Here is a 17,277-nt window from a genome sequence, read left to right as displayed (position 1 = left end):
CCAGGAGGGCGTCGCTTGCGACTCTGGGTCCCGGCTTTCGCCGGGATGACGATAATGGTTCTGGCGCCTCAAGCCCTCGCCGATTCACGCCTCCCGCCGCCCCCGCTCGCTTACACGCAGCTGCAGGACCCCAAGCAGGAAGCCGTCGCCAAGGCGCTGATGGAATCGCTGCGCTGCCTGGTCTGCCAGGGCCAGTCGATCGCCGATTCGGACGCCGAGATGGCGGGGAATATGCGCGCCGAGGTGCGCGAGCAGGTTCAGGCAGGCAAATCGCCCGGGGAAATCCGCGCCTGGCTGGTCGATCGCTATGGCGACTATGTCACCTATGATCCCCCGTTCAACTGGCTCACCGCGCCGCTCTGGCTCACGCCGATCCTGCTGATTGCGATCGGGCTGTTCGTCGCTCGCAGGTCTTTTGGAAAAGATGAGGCGTTCGGCAAGGAGGAAGCGGAATGATGGGCTGGGTGATCCTGCTGCTCGTCGCGGTGATCGCGGGCGCGGTGCTGATCGTGATCGGCTTTCCCGCGCGGCTGTGGACGATCGCCGCGACCGCGCTGACGCTCGGCGCCACCGGCTATGCCTGGCAGGGAATGCCGGGGCTGGAGGGGCATCCGGTCAGCCAGGCCGACAAGACCGGCGAACTCGATCCCGACGAGGTGCTGCTGCGCAACGCCATGTTCGGCGAGTTCAACTTCGCGCGCCAATATTTCGCGCCGGCGGATGCGTTCACGCGCGACGGAAAATATGATCTGGCGGTGACGGTGATGCAGGCGGGTACGATCAAGTCGCCCGGCGACGCGTCGCTCTGGACCGGCCTCGGGACGGCATTTTCCAACCATGACCGCGGCGTCTCGCCCGCCTCGCGCTTCGCCTTCGACCGCGCGATGAAGCTGTGGCCGCAGCACCCGGGGCCGCCCTTCTTCCTGGGGCTGGCGTATGTCCGTATGGGGGCGCTCGCCGAGGCGCGGCCGTTCTGGGCACGCGCGGTCGCGCTTACGCCGGAGGATGTCGGCTATCGTCAGGTGCTGATGGCCCAGCTCGACTGGCTCGACCGGCGGATCGCCGAACAGGCGGCCCGGCAGAAGCAGATGCTCGCCGAGCCGCCTGCCGAATAGTCTTAGCCCTCTCCCGCTTTCGCGGGAGAGGTGTGTAGGGAATTACTCCCTCCAGGCCTCGAACGGCAGGTCGAGCGCCTCGGCGACCGCGGCGTGGCGGATCTTGCCGTCGGAGACGTTGAGCCCCATCGCGAGGTGCCTGTCGCCCATCATCGCGGCTTCGGCGCCCTTGTTCGCCAGCTTGAGCACGAACGGCAGCGTCGCATTGTTGAGCGCGAAGGCCGAGGTGCGCGCGACCGCGCCGGGCATGTTCGCCACGCAATAATGGATGATGCCGTCGATCTCGTAGACCGGGTTGTCGTGGGTGGTGGCGTGGCTGGTCTCGAAGCAGCCGCCCTGATCGATCGCGATATCGACCAGCACCGAACCGCGCATCATCGTCTTGAGCATGTCACGGGTGACGAGCTTGGGCGCGGCGGCGCCGGGGACGAGCACCGCGCCGATCACCACCTGCGAGCGCGCAACGGCTTCGGCAATGGCGGCCTTGGAGGCATAGGCGGTCTTGATCTGGCTGCCGAAATGCATGTCGAGCTCGGCGAGCCGCTCATTGTTGATGTCGTAGATGGTCACGTCGGCGCGCTGGCCGACCGCCATCTGCGCGGCGTTGATGCCCGAAACGCCGCCGCCGAGGATCGCGACCTTGCACGGCGCGACGCCGGGGACGCCGCCGAGCAATTCGCCGCGGCCGCCCTGTTCCTTCTCGAGATAGTGCGAGGCGACCTGGATCGACATGCGGCCCGCGACTTCGCTCATCGGCTTGAGCAGGGGGAGGGCGCCCGAGTTCGAGGTCACCGTCTCATAGGCGATGCAGGTCGCGCCGGACTTCATCAGCCCTTCGGCCTGCGGCTTGTCCGCGGCGAGGTGGAGATAGGTGAAGAGCAGGTGGCGGGGCTCGAGCAGCGCGATTTCCTGCGGCTGCGGCTCCTTGACCTTCACGATCATGTCGCTGCCCGCGAATACCGCCGCGGCGTTCGGGGCGATCTTCGCCCCCACCTTGGTATAGGCCTCGTCGCCGAAATCGATGCCCATGCCGGCCTGGGTCTCGACCAGCACGTCATGGCCCGCATGGACCAGCTCGGCGACCGACGCGGGGGTCAGGCCGACACGATATTCGTGATTCTTGATTTCCTTGGGAACGCCAACGCGCATGGCACCTCTCCTATGGCCGTATAACGCGCCCTATAGCCCAAAGCTCCGGTGCGAATCCCTGCAAAGATGTGCGCGATGACTGGCGTGAGCGCATGAATATGCTATCATGGGAAAAATATCCGGGATTTCATGCGTGATTGACAGAATTGACGGTGCAATCCTCCAGCTGCTCGCGGTGGACGCGCGCGCGCCGGTGAGCGCGGTGGCGAACGCGGTGGGGCTGTCGCAATCGGCGTGCACGCGGCGCATCCAGGCGCTCGAGGCCTCGGGGCATCTGACCGGCTATGCGGCGCGGCTGGGGCACCGGCGCCTGGGGTTCCGGGTGACCGCGCTCGTCGACATTACCCTCGGCACCCAGGTCGAGGAGGATCTCGAACGGTTCGAGCGCGCGGTGGGGGCGATCGACGGGGTGGTGGAGTGCGCATTGGTCTCGGGCGGGCAGGATTACCGGCTCAAGATCCTCTGCCGCGACCTCGACGATTATGAGCGGCTCCACCGCGAGCATCTGGGGCGGCTTCCCGGCGTGATGACGATCAATTCGAGCTTCGTGCTTCGCTCGGTGCCCACCCGCAGCGAGGCGCAGGCGCTGTTCGGAGGTGCTTGAGCGGGAGGGAGCCCATACCCATATTTCGATGTCCGTTGCGGACCCATGTTGCACGTGCTAACGGCCCGCGCACCTTGAAGAGAACCCAGGTCGCATGACCAATTCCGTTCGCTGCCCCCAGGCCAAGCTGTACTCCCTGTGAGCACCACCGCATCCGAGCCCGCACCGGCTCACGACGATCCGCACGCCGGGCATGGCCACGCCACGGACGGCATCCTCAAGCTCGCGCTCGGGGCGATCGGCATCGTGTTCGGCGATATCGGGACCAGCCCGCTCTACGCGTTTCGCGAGACCTTTCACGGCCACCATCACCTGACGCTCGACCAGACCAACATCATGGGCGTGATCAGCCTGATGTTCTGGTCGATGATGGTCGTGGTGACGCTCAAATATGTCACCATCATCATGCGCGCCGACAATAAGGGCGAGGGTGGCAGCCTGGCGCTGCTCGCGCTGATCTCGGGCCGCGCGGGGCAGAAGCGCTGGACCGCGGGGATCGTGCTGCTCGGCGTGTTCGCGACCGCGCTCTTCTATGGCGATTCGATGATCACCCCGGCGGTTTCGGTGCTCTCGGCGGTCGAGGGTATCGCGGTGGCGGCGCCCGCCTTTGCCGGGCTGGTGGTGCCGATCGCGGTGGTGATCCTCGTCCTGCTCTTCTCGATCCAGAGCACGGGCACGGCGCGGGTGGGGCTGTTGTTCGGCCCGATCATGCTCATCTATTTCGCGGTGATCGCGACGCTCGGCACGATCAGCATCGTCCAGAGCCCCGAGGTGCTGCAGGCGCTGTCGCCGGTCCACGCGCTCGAATTCTTCATCCGCGATCCGCTGCCGGCCTTCCTCGCGCTCGGATCGGTGGTGCTGGCGGTGACGGGCGCGGAGGCGCTCTACGCCGATATGGGGCATTTCGGGCGCAACCCGATCCGCGTCTCGTGGCTGTTCTTCGTCCTGCCCGCGCTGATCCTCAACTATATGGGGCAGGGCGCGCTGCTGATCCGCGTGGGCGAGAGCGCGCTGGTGAGCCCCTTCTACAATCTCGCGCCCGAAAACCTCCAGCTGCCGCTGGTCGTGCTGGCGACGATGGCGGCGATCATCGCGTCGCAGGCGGTGATCTCGGGCGCTTTCTCGGTCACGCAGCAGGCGATCCAGCTCGGCTTCATCCCCCGCCTGCGCATCGAACATACCAGCGCCTCGACCGCGGGGCAGATCTATATCCCGCTCGTCAACTGGGCGCTGATGGTGATGGTGATCCTGCTCGTCCTGTTCTTCCAGAACTCGTCGAACCTGACCGCGGCCTATGGCATCGCCGTCACCGGCGCGATGTTCATCGACAATTGCCTGCTCGCGGTCGTCCTGTCGGTGCTGTGGAAGTGGCGCCGGCGCTATAGCTGGCCGCTGCTCGCGGTCTTCTTCACCGTCGATCTCGCCTATTTCAGCGCGAACCTCACCAAGGTGCCCGATGGCGGCTGGTTCCCGCTGCTGGTCGGCTTCATCATCTTCACGCTGCTGACCACCTGGTCGAAGGGCCGCAAGCTGATGATCGAGCGGCTGCGCGAGAGCGCGATGCCGATCAAGATCTTCATCGATTCGGCTGCCAACTCCGCCAGCCGTGTCCCCGGCACCGCGGTCTTCATGACCTCGACCCCCGACGGCGTGCCGCACGCGCTGCTCCACAACCTCAAGCACAACAAGGTGCTGCACGAGCGCGTGATCCTGCTGACCGTGAAGATCACCGATTCGCCCTACGTCACCGACGAGAACCGCTTCCTGCTCGAGGATCTGGGCAAGGGCTTCCACCGCATGGTGATCAAATATGGCTTCATGCAGGAGGCCGACGTCCCGGCGGCGCTCAAGATGGTCAAGCAGTGCGGCGCCGAGTTCAAGATGATGGACACCAGCTTCTTCCTCGCGCGCCAGACTTTGCTGCCGTCGAGCCGGCCGGGGATGATGATCTGGCGCGAAAAGCTGTTCGCCTGGATGCTGAGGAACGCGGAAAGCGCGATGGAATTCTTCCGCCTGCCGACCAACCGCGTGGTCGAGCTGGGGAGCCAGGTCGAGATTTGAGCGGGAACGCGCCACTGATCGTCACCGCGCTGTTCGAGCGGTCCGAACAGAGCTGGTTCAATCACCTCCGCCGCGAGCATTTCCCGCCCGAGCGCAATGTCGTCGAGGCGCACCTCACCTTGTTCCACCATCTCCCGCCCTCGGTCGCGGACGAACTCAAGCACCGCCTCAGTCAGGCCACGCGCGGCATCCGCGCGCCGCGCGCGAAGGTGAGCGGGCTGATGACGCTGGGCCGCGGGGTCGCCTACCGGATCGAAGCGCCCGAGCTGACCGCGATTCGCGAGGATCTGGTCGCGGCCTTTGCCGGGCTGCTGATGCCTGCGGACGCGGGCCGCTGGCGCCCGCACGTCACGATCCAGAACAAGGTGACGCCGGTGTTGGCAAAGACCCTCATCAAGGCGCTGGAGCGCGATTTCGTCGCCCGGGAAGTGGAGATCGCGGGTCTGGCGAGCTGGTGGTACCGCGGCGGCCCCTGGGAGCCCCATTCGCGGCACATGTTCGCTTGACCGCTCGCGGCACGGGACTTATGGCGCGCCCTCGCTTCGGCGAACGCCTTGGTAGGGCGGAGTAGCTCAGTTGGTTAGAGCACGGGAATCATAATCCTGGGGTCGGGGGTTCAAGTCCCTCCTCCGCTACCATTTCAACGCTGCGACCTGTCACCTCCGCTTCGAGAGCATATTCGCCCGTGGCCGGCGCAGGCCTGAAAGCTGCCGGTCGGCTTCCGACCCAATACCCGGCGCAGGCGAGCCCCACAGATGCCTCTGCACTCCTGACCTGCGCCGCCCTAGCGGGCGGCCCTCACCGACTCCACATCGAGCTGGAAGAACTGCCCGTCGAAAGGCGCAGGTGCCGGCGGCACGCCGGCCACCACGAAATGTTTGTGGTTGGCGATCGCCACGTCATTGGAGTCGTACGCGCCCATCGTCACCGTCGCGCCGCCGCGAATCGGAATCGTCACGCGATAGTCGATGGGAAACGTGTAGTGACCCACCTTCTCCTCGTTGCGATTGAAGGTGTAAGTCGCTTCGGGGTCCGAGACGTGCAGGCTGTAGAAGTTGTAGTCGTTCTTGACCGGCGTGCCATCGGTCTGGAAGTGCTCGAACTGAACGGTGCCCCCGGTGAAGTTCTTGGGCTCGACCACGCCGCGCACACGCATGGTTACCTGGTAGGTCGTCCCGGGCTTGCCGCCAAAAGTCCGCACAATCTCGCGCCTGAGTTTCCATTGAGGATCGGCGGACTGCAGCAGGTTCTGGTCCCAGTGGCATTCAGTGTCCTGGTTGAACTTCGGATTCGCACAGGGCACTTCCAGGCGCAGCCCCGCGAGGCTTGCAGCAGGCGCCGCGCTGTTACCTGGCGCCCGGGTAACGCACGAAGCCAGCAGGACTACTCCAATCGCCGCGCCGGCAATTCTCTCTCCGATGCGATTCATGAACCCCCCTCTCGCACGATAGTTAGACACGCGCCAAGCTAGGCGCAGGACCCACGCGCTGACTAGGCGTAACAGGCACGCGTAGACGCGAGCAATAGAAGCACCAATCCGCCAGTCGGAAAACTCATGACGGCGAGGTTGCGGCTATGGCAGCTAACCACCCAATCTCGGTCAATCCAGCACCGGGCGCGCGCCAATAGCAGCCGGGCAGGAAGCGACCCAGTTGCAGACGTTCGCCCGGCGCAGCTACAAATGGGAGATCGGGGGGGACTGATGCGGCTATTTGGTAAGAACGAAAGACAGCATCCGCTGGCAGAAATGCCCGTGTGGATTGTGCCGCTGCACGTTCGAGCGGGTTCGGAGCAACTTCCAGCTCCGCTGATTGGCGCTTACGTTCAGGTTTTCTGCCGTGGCGACGACCCAACAACGGCAGCATGGGCTGCGATCCAAGCCGTTGAAGCCATGGGGTATTCGGTTCCAGAGAGCCCCACGACGGTTAATCAGATGCCAGCCGCAGATTACGACGGGTTCGTTTCATCGCAGTGGCCGGAGCAACGTGCGGCCATGCCGAGCCAAGCGGAGTTCTACGAGAGCATGGCTGAATACCGAACCGTGTTCGGGCCTTTTGGCGGATACGACACTCCAGCGTCGAACAGCTAACCAACGTCCGCTTTCCACCCTTCCCAGCCATTCGTCGGGAGCGACGTCGATGCCGAAAGCGGACGGACTGCTACCGACCCAGAAGCGGAAGCTGATCGGTTCTGATAAACGCACCGAGAGCTGTCTTTCGCGGCTGTCTTAAACGTCGCTCGTGTCTATGCCGTCTGGCACGCCGGTTCCGCCGCCTAGCTTGGTGATCCTCCAACGGGTCAAGTCGTGCCACTCAAAGTCGAAATTGTATTCAAAGGTTTTATCCACGGTCAGCAGCAACACGCCCTTGTCCTTGCCGAAAGCCGCAAATAGCTCGGGCACAAGCTTGCCCATTGGGTGAAAATAATCTGATTTTCCCATAGCATCGATAATCTCAATCTTCGGTCCCTCGATGTAAGACCCCTTTGTCTCTGTCATGTTCTGGTCCGACTGGCAGCGCAGGAAGGCTCGGTCAAAATTGGGCGAGACAGCCAAAACGAGCCGGAAAAACAGTTTTGCCAGCTCGATCACGATCGGCGTAGCAGCATCTTCCATTCATCTTCTCCGCCCGAAGCACGCCGAGCCCAGGCGGCGCTTTGCACATTATCTAACGTGGCAATGGCGGCTTTCCACCCCTCCATCGCCGGAGCTGCCGGACAGAAATCCACCCAATCTCGGTCACTCCAGCACCGGGCGGGCGCGCTAATAGCGGTCGGGCAGGACGCGACCCAGTTGCGGACATTGGCTTAATGGTGCCTGTGTGCCCATTCTAGCGACAATGCCTCTTGGCCGGGCGCCGCAATGCTAAGCGCGCGGTCGGTCAAGGGCGTAATAGCGGATCGCGGCGGAAGATTGTGAGGAACGTGGACGTCCCACGCGAGCCCGATCCATTCTAGGAATTGGACGAACCGAAACCCTGGATCGGCTTGGCCGGGATAAAGGCCGTGCCTAGCGGACGCCGGGAAGGCATGGTGGTTGCAATGCCAGCTCTCGCCCATGGTAGGGATGGCGAGCCAGCCGATATTTTAGCCTTGGACGGCGGCGTCCTCGACGAACCAGTCCTGATGCCCGCGACGATGCGCGACATGCGCGATATACCAGTGCATGGTGAAGCAGACGGCCACGCGCACGACCACGCCCCACACCACCCACGACCAACCACCGAGCCAGAATAGGACGAGAGCGACTGGAACTTGGTGCAACATCCACGTCCGCTGTAGGAACCTGTAGAAAGGATCGTCACCAATACCGGGGCCCGCATCGAACTGCGGCGGCTTGTCGAACAGCAGCCTGAAATTGAGATAGTAGAAGCCATCGGCCAGCGCTGACTTGCCATGCCGGAGAAACCAGTGGCAATCCGCCTGACGCTGGGCCCAGTCGCGGATGTCGTGCAGTCCGACGGTCCATAGTGGCCCGCCCATGCCGACCAAAACGCCGACATAAATCATCGCTCGCTCAAGCCATTTTGGGCAATCGAAGCTGCGGTGGATCAGACGGCGGTGGAAGCCGACCGAATGGCCAACGCACAGGGTGAACCCCGACAGGGCGAGGAAGACGATAACGCCGTTCCAGCTAAAGAACAGCGGCCCGAGGATCAGCGCGCCTGCGATGAACGACATGTTCCAGATCGAGCGCGGCACATCCCATTTGAGCCGGCCGCTCCCAGCGTCGGCATGCTCGAGATCACCCAGCGAATTGACCTTGAATGCACCTTCCGACGCTTCGCCCGCGATACTCATGTAGCATCTCCCTTGGATCGACGCCGCGTCATTTTCCGCTCGGCACTGATCTTGCGCGCCTCGGGGCAGAAGGGCGTCAGGAAACTGTAGAGGCTGTTGGCGAGATGAGCGGCGGCGATCGAATATATGATGTGCTGGCCGCGCTTCTGCTGGTGAACCAGTCCCGCACCGTGGAGGACCGAGAGATGCTTCGAGATCGACGGCATCGCCATGTCGAACTTGGCGGCGATCTCGCTGACCGTCATCGGGCCGCCAGCAAGATGGTTGAGGATGCGCCGACGGGCCGTCGACGCGAGCGCCTTGAAAGCCTTGTCCATCGTTACTTTCCTAATTAGGAAAATACGAAAGTCAATGGACGTCCGCTAACCACCCATTTCCGGTCTTTCGCCGACAGACCGCGACCGACCCGATCTCGGTATTCATTCGACCCAGATTTCAGTTCCGATAGGGACGTCACTCCTAGTCAGCGCCGGACCAGGCAGGATGGAATACAGAGGGGTTGGGCGGCGATGCCATCTCAGCTTGTGCGGCCGATCGAGCCTGTCGCCCAAGGTCTTGCAATGTAGGATTTCGCCTGCTTGGCTCGCCGTGCCGGTCGCTCCGGCCGCTCTTTGACTCGATCCTCACGAAGCGAATGAAGCGCATTCGCCCAGGAACTGCGCGGCGGAGAACCCGCCGACCAGTGTCACCCTAGTGTTACCTTTCACATGCCGGGACGTCTGAGCCACACAAGCCGCAGGACCGTGAAGATGCGCGATAGTGTGAAGCTAGTGTCAACTTTCACATGCTGGGACGGCCCAGCCTGGCGCGCCAGCGATGGGGGCGGGCAGTGCTCCGCTATCATTCTTCCCACCGCCTGCCATGATGCCCGCCACGAATCGGGGGAACGTGATGCTGGATCGGCGCGCCATATTGGGGGCATTGGCGGCAGTCGGGGCCGGGACAGCGCTGGGGCCGGTCGCGGGGTTCGTGCCGCCCGCCGTGCGTCCGCGCGAGCCGTGGAGCAGCTTCGCCAAGGGCCCGCATTACGCCGCGTTCGTGAAGGCGGTGGGCAAGCTCAAGGCCGATACCGACCCCGAAAGCCCCGACAACCTGCGCTTCTGGGCGGATATCCACCAGCATTTCTGCCCGCACGGGAAGGACTATTTCCTCGCCTGGCACCGCGGCTATCTGTTCCTGTTCGAGGCGAAGCTGCGCGAGCTTTCGGGGGTGGATGCGCTGCGGCTACCCTATTGGGACTATTTCGCCGCGCCCGCGATCCCGGCCGAGTTCACCAAGGGCAATGGCGTCTCCAACCCGCTCTACGAGCCGCGCAAGGGGAGCGGGGTGAAGCCGGCGCTGGGCTATGCGGCGTTCCAGCCCGGGGTGACCGCGTTCCAGCGCGGGCTCGATGGCGCGTTCGAGGCGAAGATCGAGGGATCGCCGCACAACAATGTCCATAATCTGGTCGGCGGCAAGATGGCGACGATGCAGTCGCCGCTCGATCTGCTCTTCTGGCTCCACCACGCCAATGTCGATCGGCTCTGGTCGGCCTGGATCGCGGCGGGGCAGGGGCGGACGATGCCGCCTCCGCAAGCCGATTACTGGAAGGGGCGGTTCGAGTTTCCCGCGGGGCTGGTCTTCGATCGCAACCGTGCGCTCGGGTGCGAGGCGCTCGGCTATCGCTATGCCGATCTGGCGCTGCCCGCCCCACCGCCGCCGATCGTGCGAAGCGTGGCGCCGGGGGCCGAGGGCGGGGTGCCGCTGCCGCGGGTGGGGGCCGCGCCGGGGCCACGCCTGTTGGGGAACACCGGCGCGGAGGAACTGTCGCTCGGCGAGGAGTCGGTGACGGTCGGTACGCCGCTCGTCACCGTCCACCGGCTGGAGGGCGCCGCGCCGCCGATCCCGCGGGTGGGGGCCGCGCCCGGCGGCGGCAAGCGCGCCAACGCCGCGCCGCCCCCCGAGCTCGAATCGGTGCGCGAGCAGCTGGTGCTCGTGCTCGAGGAGGTGACGCTCACCGAAATCGGCACCGAGGGCGGCTTCTTCTACAAAATCTATGCGGGGCTCACCGGCCAGGGCTTTGACGAGGACGAGCGCCGGCTGCTCGGCACGATCGGCCCGTTCCAGATCGCCGCCGCCATGCACCATGCCGGCATGGGCGCCGCGCGGATCGAGATCCCCGCGACCGAGGTCGTCAAGCGGCTCGTGAGCGAGCAGGGTGCGCTGAAGACGCCCACGCTCGCTCTCAGCTTCGTCCGCATCAACGCCGATGGCGCGCCCGCAGGCAAGGTGATCGGCATCGGCCGTTACCGGATCGAGGGCGCACTGGAGGGTTAACGGCCCCCTCCGTGCGAACCCCGATCGCATCTTTCCCGGAACGACATCGGTTCAGCAACGGTTCTAAAAGGAAGTTGCAGGAGAATGATCCCACAATGGAGGTGGGGAGTATGAGGTCGCTACAGGAAATACCGCCGTCGATGATCGAACGCGACGATCGCACCATGCCGCCGGGGGGCGGCCTGCTGATCGCGGTCACCGTGTCGTTCCTCTTCTGGGGCGCGCTGGTCTGGCTGGTGCTCTGACCCAGTGTGAACCCGTGCGCAGCCCGGCTATCGGGCGCGAAACATAAGGTTCGTCCCCGCGCAATTGCGCTGTGGATAGTCGAGTCCAATCTGTTGCGCACGAGCACGCGCACACCCTAGATGGACTCATGACCGCTACCCATTCCACCCGTATGCTCATCCTCGGTTCGGGGCCCGCCGGGCTCTCCGCCGCCATCTATGGCGCGCGCGCCGGGCTCGCCCCGATCGTCGTCCAGGGCATCCAGCCCGGCGGTCAGCTGACCACCACCACCGATGTCGAGAATTATCCCGGCTTCCGCGACGTCATCCAGGGCCCCTGGCTGATGGAGGAGATGCAGGCCCAGGCCGAGCATGTCGGCGCGCAGATGATGTGGGACACGATCGTCGAGATCGACCTGTCGCAGCGGCCCTTCCGGCTCGTGGGCGATGGCGGGACGGTCTATGTCGGCGATGTGCTGGTGATCGCCACCGGCGCCCAGGCCAAATGGCTGGGGCTCGATTCGGAGAAATTGCTCCAGGGCAAGGGCGTGAGCGCCTGCGCCACCTGCGACGGCTTCTTCTATCGCGGCAAGAAGGTCGCGGTTATCGGCGGCGGCAATACCGCGGTCGAGGAGGCGCTTTACCTCACCAACCATAGCCATGACGTCACGCTGATCCACCGGCGCGACAGTTTCCGCGCGGAGAAGATCCTGCAGGACCGGCTGTTCGCGAACGAGAAGATCAAGGTGCTTTGGAACAAGGCGGTCGAGCGCTTCATCGATGGCGGCGGGGTGGCCGGGCTGGTCGGGATCGAGCTGCGCGATACGGTGACGGGCGAGCTGTCGACGATCGAGGTCGATGGCGGCTTCGTCGCGATCGGGCACCATCCGGCGACCGAGCTGTTCCGTGGGCATCTCGAGCTCGACGAGGATTCGTACATCAAGGTCGAGACCGGGAGCACGCGGACGAGCGTGGCGGGCGTGTTCGCGTGCGGCGACGTGATGGACAAGGTGTACCGCCAGGCGGTGACCGCTGCGGGAACCGGCTGCATGGCGGCGCTGGATGCCGAGCGGTTCCTCGCGGAAACCGACTTCGAAGCGAAGGCGCACGCGCCCGCTTAAGCGAGCGCTTCCTTCACCCGTTCGAACAGCCACGCCTTGTCGGCTTCATGCGCGAAGCTGTGGCTGGCGGTGTCGCATTCCTCGATGCGCGCCGAGCCCTTCCACGCGGCGCGGAAGGCAATCGCGGTGTTGTCGCCCTTGGCGAGCAGGATGGTGACGGGCGTTCCGCTGGCGGCCAGCGCGTCCGCCATACGCGCGACGAGGTTCGAGTTTTCCTCAGATTGGCTATGCGAAATCTTCGATAAGCCACTGATTAATTTTTTGATATCGACCCCACCGCGTACCAGCCGCACCCATTGCTTCGGATCGCGCAGCCGCTCGGCATAGCGCGCGCGGATCGCGGCGGTGGGGGGGAGGTCGCCCTCGGCCTCGACCACCCAGGGATTGGCGAGCAGCAGCGAATCGATCCCGGCGACGCTGTGGAACAGCGCCAGCGCGGTTGCCGCGTCGCAATTGCCGAATGCGATCAGGCGGCGGACGTGCGGCGCTTCAGCGGTGAAGGTCGCGGCAGCGGCGGCGATATCCTGGACGCTCGATTCGAACCCGCCATTGACCCCCGACGAATCGCCGATCCCGCGCCGATCGAAGCGGAACACCGGTGTGCCCAGCTCCGCCGCGACGCGTGCGCCAAGCAGCGCCATACCGCGATGCGCCCCGGCGCGGATCTCGTTGCCGCCGGACACGATCAGCAGGCCGGTGCCGCCCGCGGCCTCATCGAGCGTGCCGACCAGCGTCTCGCCCGCGCAGGGGAATTCGATCAGCCTTCGCATGCGCGAATCCAGGCGGCGATATCGTCGGCGAGCAGGGCGGCGAGGACGAGGTCGTTGTCGGGCTCGGCGCGGCGCCATTGCGGGGCGCCGGGGACGGTGAGATCGGCGGGCCGCGCATCGCTCTCCAGGCGGACGACGCGCGCAGGATCAGGTTCCGCACCCACCAGCTCGACGAGAAATTCCGGCGAGATGATGTTGCCGGCGAAATCCTCCGCCTCGCCAGCCTGCCGCACCCGCTCGAGTTCGCGCACAAGATCGGCCCCTGGCTGGGGCGCCAGGTGCCAGCGGCCCTTGCGCGCGCCCGCATCGAGCAGCGCGCCGCTGCGGATCGCGATCGTATAGGCGCCCGGAACGGCCGCAAAGGCATTGCGCATCGCCGCCAGCCTCGCCGCGCCGGTCGGCAGCAGGCTCTCCCCCTGACCTGGCAGGTCGGGCAGCGCGCTCGCGATTCCCCGGCTGGCAAGCCCGCGCAGGATCGTCACCATGAACGCCCGCGTCCGGTTCGCTTCCTCGAAGAGCGGGAGCGCCGCGACCACGACCGGCCCGCCGGCAGGCCCGAAGCGCATCATCGCCTCGCGCCCGCCGGGCCAGTCGTAATGATCGATCATTTGAGCGCCTTGGCCGCGGCGAATTCGGTCAGTGCGCCAAAGGTCTCGAGCATCTCGCCATCGACCTCGTCATCCTCGATCAATATGCCCAGCCGATCCTCGAGCTCGGTGAGTACCCCCGCGACCGCGAGCGAATCGAGTTCGGGCAGCGCCCCGAACAAGGGCGTGCCCTCGCGGAACGCGGCGGCGCGCGCTTCGCTGAGCCCCAGCACGTCGCGGAGCACCGCGCGCACGGCATTTTCGACTTCCAGCTTCCCGTCGGGCAGCACGATGATCTTCCCTGCGTATATTTTTTCGCTGCCGTAAGGGTTGGCGCGCGTGCTGCCAAGGCTAAGGGTAGCGCATGGTTCCGCTCGATCCCGTGCCGAGGCCGATCGATACGCTCCCCGGATGCGGGGCGGCGGGGGACATTGCGCTGGAGGATCGCGCGGGCACGCTCACCTATGCCGGGCTGGAAGCCGCCGTGGGGGGCATGGCGCATTGGCTCAGCGGGCAGGGGCTGAAGCCGGGCGATCGGGTGGCGAGCTGGCTGCCCAAGACGCGCACCGCCTGCCTGATGCCGCTCGCCGCGCCGCGGGCGGGGCTAGTGCATGTGCCGGTCAATCCGGTGCTCAAGCGCGCGCAGGTAGCGCATATCCTGACCGATTCGGGTTCGCGGTTGCTGGTGACGCAGGCGGCGCGGATCGAGACGCTTGAGCCTGGCGACATGCCGGCGGACTGCCGGATCGTGACCGAGGAGGAACTGACGGGCAGCGACGCCATGCCCGCGTCCGCCGCCGATCCCGATGCGCTGGCGGCGATCCTCTATACCTCGGGGTCGACCGGAAAACCCAAGGGGGTGATGCTCAGCCACGCCAATTTATGGTTGGGAGCGGTGAGTGTATCCCATTATCTTCAGATAAGATCTGAAGATCGCGTGCTGTGCGTACTTCCGCTCAGCTTCGACTATGGTCAGAACCAGCTGCTCTCGACCTGGCGCGCCGGCGGCCGGGTGATCCCGCTCGACTATCTGACCGCGCGCGATGTGGTGAAGGCGGTCGAGCGGTACGATGCGACCACGCTGGCGGGAGTGCCGCCACTCTGGGTGCAGCTGCTCGAGGCCGAGTGGGGCGAGACCGCGGGCAAGCTCCGGCGGTTGACCAATTCGGGCGGGGCCTTGACGCGGGGCATGGTCAAAGGGCTGCGCGAACGCTTCCCGAACGCCGATCTCTATCCGATGTACGGGCTCACCGAGGCGTTCCGCTCGACCTTCCTCGATCCCGCCCTGGTCGATGCCAATCCGGACTCGGTGGGCCGCGCCATTCCCTTTGCCGAGATTCTGGTGGTGCGCCCCGACGGCAGCCGCGCCGCGCCGGGCGAGACCGGGGAATTGGTCCATGCCGGGCCGCTGGTCGCGCAGGGCTATTGGCAGGATGCCGAGCGCACCGCGCAGCGCTTCCGTCCCGCGCCGGATTACGCCACAAGCGGGGGCATGGCGGTATGGTCGGGGGACACTGTGATCGAGGGCGCGGACGGGCTGCTCCGCTTCGTCGGGCGCGACGACGAGATGATCAAGTCGGCCGGCAACCGGATCAGCCCTACCGAGATCGAGGAAGCGGTGCTTTCGGGCGGCGAGGCGGCCGAGGCGGCGGCGTTCGGGGTCAGGGACGAACGGCTGGGGCAGGCGATCGTGGTGGTGGCGCGCGGCGATGGCGCGCGGGAGGCGGATTTGCGCGACCGGCTGCGGCGCGAGCTGCCGAGCTTCATGCAGCCGGTGCGGTATGAGTGGCGCGGGGAGCTGCCGAGGAACGCCAATGGGAAGCTGGACCGGGCGGCAATCCGGCAGGAATTGGAGCAGGCACCATGACGGAACCCGTGGACGCGCCGGATGATACCGCGATGGTGGCGATCAAGCGCCGCGGCGCGATCATCCTGGGGGTGGTCGCGCTGGCAGCGCTGGCGTTGATCTGGAACAGCGGGCTCGTGATCCAGCACTGGATGATGCCGGACAAGGGCCCGGTCATCGGTTGCTACAAGGGTGGCTACACCATGGTTCGGCTTTCGGCACAGGGCTTCCTCCACACGCCCGACGGCAACTGGCCCTACACGGTGGGCGGCGGCCCAATCGATCCCCAAACGCTCATGATCGACGAAGTCGCCGCCACCGCGGAAGGGGCCGGGGTGAAGTTCAGCCGCGCGCCGCGCGGGCAGGGCATCCAGGAACCGATTTCCCGCAACGCGGGGTTCAAGCTGGGCAATGTCGCCTTCGTCCATGTCGCCTGCGAGGGCATGGAGCGGCGCAAGTCGTGAAGGCCAGCGGACCCATCCCGCCCGAGTTCGCCGCGCGCGAATTGCCGCTTGCCGAGTGGATCGCGCAAGCTGGCAGCACCCCGCTCTATGCGTATGACTTCGGGATCGTGCGTGCACGGATCGCGCGGCTGCGGGCGGCGCTCCCGAGTGGTGTAGGCATACATTATGCCGTGAAGGCAAACCCTTATGCCCCATTGTTGAGCGCGATCGCGCCGCTTGTCGATGGCATGGACGTCGCCTCGGCGGGCGAGCTCGAAAAAGTGACTGCGGTCATGACGTCAAAATCGATGAGTTTCGCCGGGCCCGGCAAGCGCGATGCCGAGATCGAGGCGGCGATCGTGGCGGGCGCCACGATCAACCTCGAATCGGAAGGCGAGGCGAGCCGCGCCTTCGCGATCGCGGAGCGGCTGGGCAAGGTCCCGCGGCTTGCCGTCAGGGTGAACCCCGATTTCGAACTGCGCGGTTCGGGAATGCGGATGGGCGGGCGGGCCTCACCGTTCGGCGTCGATGCCTCGCGGGTGACGGCGCTGGTGAAACGCATCGGATCGGCGGGGGCGGAGTGGCGCGGCTTCCATATCTTCGCCGGATCGCAGTCGCTCGATACTGCGGCGATCAGCGAGACGCAGGCGGCGACCGTCGCGCTGGCGGGCCGCCTCGCCGAAGAGGTGGATTCGCCGCCGCCGCTGGTCAATCTCGGCGGCGGCTTCGGCATCCCCTATTTCGCGGGCGACGTGTCCGTGAATGTCGAAGCGATCGGCCGCTCGCTCGGCCAGCAGCTCGACCGCCGACCGACCATCCTCTCCGCCACGCGCTTCGCGGTCGAGCTGGGGCGCTGGCTGGTGGGCGAGGCGGGCATCTATCTGGCGCGTGTTGTCGACCGCAAGGAGAGCGGGGGCGAGACGTTCCTGGTGGTGGACGGCGGGCTCAACCACCATCTCGCCGCGACGGGCAATTTCGGCACGGTGGTGCGGCGGAACTACCCGGTCGCGGTGGCCGGGCGGATCGGCGCGGAGGCGGAGGAAGTGGTGTCGGTGGTGGGGCCGCTCTGCACCCCGCTCGACCGGCTGGCGGACCGGGTGGCGCTGCCGCGGGCGGAGGTGGGGGATGTGATCGCGGTATTCGCCTCGGGGGCCTATGGGGCGAGCGCCAGTCCGAGCGCGTTTCTGGGGCATCCGGCGGTGCGGGAGATTCTCGTGGGCGTTTGAGAGCGGCATGCTATGCC

General features: G+C 65.8%; 19 protein-coding genes and 1 tRNA gene. 12 read left to right on the top strand and 8 right to left on the bottom strand.

Annotation, left to right across the window (positions count from 1 at the left end):
• Window positions 1–45: 45 nt before the first annotated feature.
• Both OF829_RS14325 and OF829_RS14320 read left to right on the top strand, forming a co-directional pair.
• A complete protein-coding gene (locus tag OF829_RS14325) occupies window positions 46–456 on the top strand; it encodes a cytochrome c-type biogenesis protein (RefSeq protein ID WP_264940767.1) in 411 nt (136 codons plus the stop codon).
• Window positions 453–1,115, top strand: a complete 663-nt coding sequence (locus OF829_RS14320; protein WP_264940766.1) for a tetratricopeptide repeat protein — start codon at window positions 453–455, stop codon at window positions 1,113–1,115. Before OF829_RS14325 ends, OF829_RS14320 begins: the two co-directional genes overlap by 4 nt.
• A gap of 42 nt (window positions 1,116–1,157) precedes the next feature.
• On the opposite strand, the gene ald is transcribed toward OF829_RS14320, so the two are convergent.
• Window positions 1,158–2,264 carry an alanine dehydrogenase gene (gene ald, locus OF829_RS14315; RefSeq protein WP_264940765.1) on the bottom strand — a complete coding sequence of 369 codons (1,107 nt, stop codon included), beginning with the start codon at window positions 2,262–2,264 and terminating at the stop codon, window positions 1,158–1,160.
• Window positions 2,265–2,397: 133 nt separating this feature from the next.
• Here ald and OF829_RS14310 point away from each other — a divergent pair, with 133 nt between their 5' ends.
• From OF829_RS14310 to OF829_RS14295, 4 genes are all read left to right on the top strand, one after another.
• Window positions 2,398–2,868 (top strand): Lrp/AsnC family transcriptional regulator, encoded by a 471-nt coding sequence (locus tag OF829_RS14310; RefSeq protein ID WP_264940764.1) that lies wholly within the window; start codon window positions 2,398–2,400, stop codon window positions 2,866–2,868.
• A gap of 138 nt (window positions 2,869–3,006) precedes the next feature.
• Complete coding sequence (locus tag OF829_RS14305; RefSeq protein WP_264940763.1) at window positions 3,007–4,929, top strand: potassium transporter Kup; 1,923 nt, start codon at window positions 3,007–3,009, stop codon at window positions 4,927–4,929.
• Window positions 4,926–5,435, top strand: coding sequence for a 2'-5' RNA ligase family protein (locus OF829_RS14300; protein WP_264940762.1), 510 nt, complete (start codon window positions 4,926–4,928; stop codon window positions 5,433–5,435). Before OF829_RS14305 ends, OF829_RS14300 begins: the two co-directional genes overlap by 4 nt.
• Window positions 5,436–5,490: 55 nt before the next feature.
• A tRNA-Met gene (locus OF829_RS14295) sits at window positions 5,491–5,567 on the top strand.
• A gap of 146 nt (window positions 5,568–5,713) precedes the next feature.
• Here the strand turns inward: OF829_RS14295 and OF829_RS14290 are convergent.
• A complete protein-coding gene (locus OF829_RS14290) occupies window positions 5,714–6,358 on the bottom strand; it encodes a DUF4815 domain-containing protein (protein WP_264940761.1) in 645 nt (214 codons plus the stop codon).
• A gap of 273 nt (window positions 6,359–6,631) precedes the next feature.
• Between OF829_RS14290 and OF829_RS14285 the strand changes: the two genes are divergently transcribed.
• Window positions 6,632–7,018, top strand: a complete 387-nt coding sequence (locus OF829_RS14285) for a hypothetical protein (RefSeq protein WP_264940760.1) — start codon at window positions 6,632–6,634, stop codon at window positions 7,016–7,018.
• 138 nt (window positions 7,019–7,156) lie between these two features.
• Here the strand turns inward: OF829_RS14285 and OF829_RS14280 are convergent, their stop codons facing one another.
• The 3 genes from OF829_RS14280 to OF829_RS14270 all read right to left on the bottom strand — a co-directional run bounded on the left by OF829_RS14280 (window position 7,157) and on the right by OF829_RS14270 (window position 9,044).
• Window positions 7,157–7,543 (bottom strand): hypothetical protein, encoded by a 387-nt coding sequence (locus OF829_RS14280; protein ID WP_264940759.1) that lies wholly within the window; start codon window positions 7,541–7,543, stop codon window positions 7,157–7,159.
• 470 nt (window positions 7,544–8,013) lie between these two features.
• Complete coding sequence (locus OF829_RS14275; RefSeq protein ID WP_264940758.1) at window positions 8,014–8,727, bottom strand: hypothetical protein; 714 nt, start codon at window positions 8,725–8,727, stop codon at window positions 8,014–8,016.
• Complete coding sequence (locus tag OF829_RS14270) at window positions 8,724–9,044, bottom strand: metalloregulator ArsR/SmtB family transcription factor (RefSeq protein WP_264940756.1); 321 nt, start codon at window positions 9,042–9,044, stop codon at window positions 8,724–8,726. The genes OF829_RS14275 and OF829_RS14270 overlap by 4 nt, the downstream gene beginning before the upstream one ends.
• A 574-nt stretch (window positions 9,045–9,618) precedes the next feature.
• Between OF829_RS14270 and OF829_RS14265 the strand changes: the two genes are divergently transcribed.
• Both OF829_RS14265 and trxB read left to right on the top strand, forming a co-directional pair.
• On the top strand, window positions 9,619–11,043 hold the full coding sequence (locus tag OF829_RS14265; RefSeq protein WP_264940755.1) for a tyrosinase family protein: 1,425 nt from the start codon (window positions 9,619–9,621) through the stop codon (window positions 11,041–11,043).
• Between the two features lie 373 nt (window positions 11,044–11,416).
• On the top strand, window positions 11,417–12,388 hold the full coding sequence (gene trxB / locus OF829_RS14260) for a thioredoxin-disulfide reductase (protein ID WP_264940754.1): 972 nt from the start codon (window positions 11,417–11,419) through the stop codon (window positions 12,386–12,388).
• Here trxB and OF829_RS14255 read toward each other — a convergent pair.
• The 3 genes from OF829_RS14255 to OF829_RS14245 are packed head-to-tail and all read right to left on the bottom strand — an operon-like array spanning window position 12,385 to window position 14,035.
• On the bottom strand, window positions 12,385–13,158 hold the full coding sequence (locus OF829_RS14255; RefSeq protein WP_264940753.1) for a hydrolase 1, exosortase A system-associated: 774 nt from the start codon (window positions 13,156–13,158) through the stop codon (window positions 12,385–12,387). The two genes, trxB and OF829_RS14255, sit on opposite strands and share 4 nt — an antisense overlap.
• Entirely contained in the window at window positions 13,146–13,766 is a 621-nt protein-coding gene (locus OF829_RS14250; RefSeq protein WP_264940751.1) for a hypothetical protein, read from the bottom strand. The genes OF829_RS14255 and OF829_RS14250 overlap by 13 nt, the downstream gene beginning before the upstream one ends.
• Entirely contained in the window at window positions 13,763–14,035 is a 273-nt protein-coding gene (locus OF829_RS14245) for an acyl carrier protein (RefSeq protein ID WP_264940750.1), read from the bottom strand. The genes OF829_RS14250 and OF829_RS14245 overlap by 4 nt, the downstream gene beginning before the upstream one ends.
• A 74-nt stretch (window positions 14,036–14,109) precedes the next feature.
• On the opposite strand from OF829_RS14245, the gene OF829_RS14240 reads away from it, so the two are divergent.
• Genes OF829_RS14240 through OF829_RS14230 form a run of 3 tightly spaced genes read left to right on the top strand, consistent with a single transcriptional unit; the run spans window position 14,110 to window position 17,260 of the window.
• The gene (locus tag OF829_RS14240) at window positions 14,110–15,612 is read left to right on the top strand and encodes an acyl-CoA ligase (AMP-forming), exosortase A system-associated (RefSeq protein ID WP_264940749.1); all 1,503 of its coding nucleotides are present in this window, start codon (window positions 14,110–14,112) and stop codon (window positions 15,610–15,612) included.
• Window positions 15,609–16,055 carry a hypothetical protein gene (locus OF829_RS14235; protein ID WP_264940748.1) on the top strand — a complete coding sequence of 149 codons (447 nt, stop codon included), beginning with the start codon at window positions 15,609–15,611 and terminating at the stop codon, window positions 16,053–16,055. Before OF829_RS14240 ends, OF829_RS14235 begins: the two co-directional genes overlap by 4 nt.
• Window positions 16,052–17,260, top strand: a complete 1,209-nt coding sequence (locus OF829_RS14230) for a pyridoxal-dependent decarboxylase, exosortase A system-associated (protein ID WP_264940747.1) — start codon at window positions 16,052–16,054, stop codon at window positions 17,258–17,260. Before OF829_RS14235 ends, OF829_RS14230 begins: the two co-directional genes overlap by 4 nt.
• The last annotated feature ends 17 nt before the right edge of the window (window positions 17,261–17,277 follow it).

Source organism: Sphingomonas caeni, assembly GCF_026013415.1.
In the GTDB taxonomy this organism is placed as follows: domain Bacteria; phylum Pseudomonadota; class Alphaproteobacteria; order Sphingomonadales; family Sphingomonadaceae; genus Sphingomonas; species Sphingomonas caeni.
This window is presented reverse-complemented; position numbering and strand designations above follow the sequence as displayed.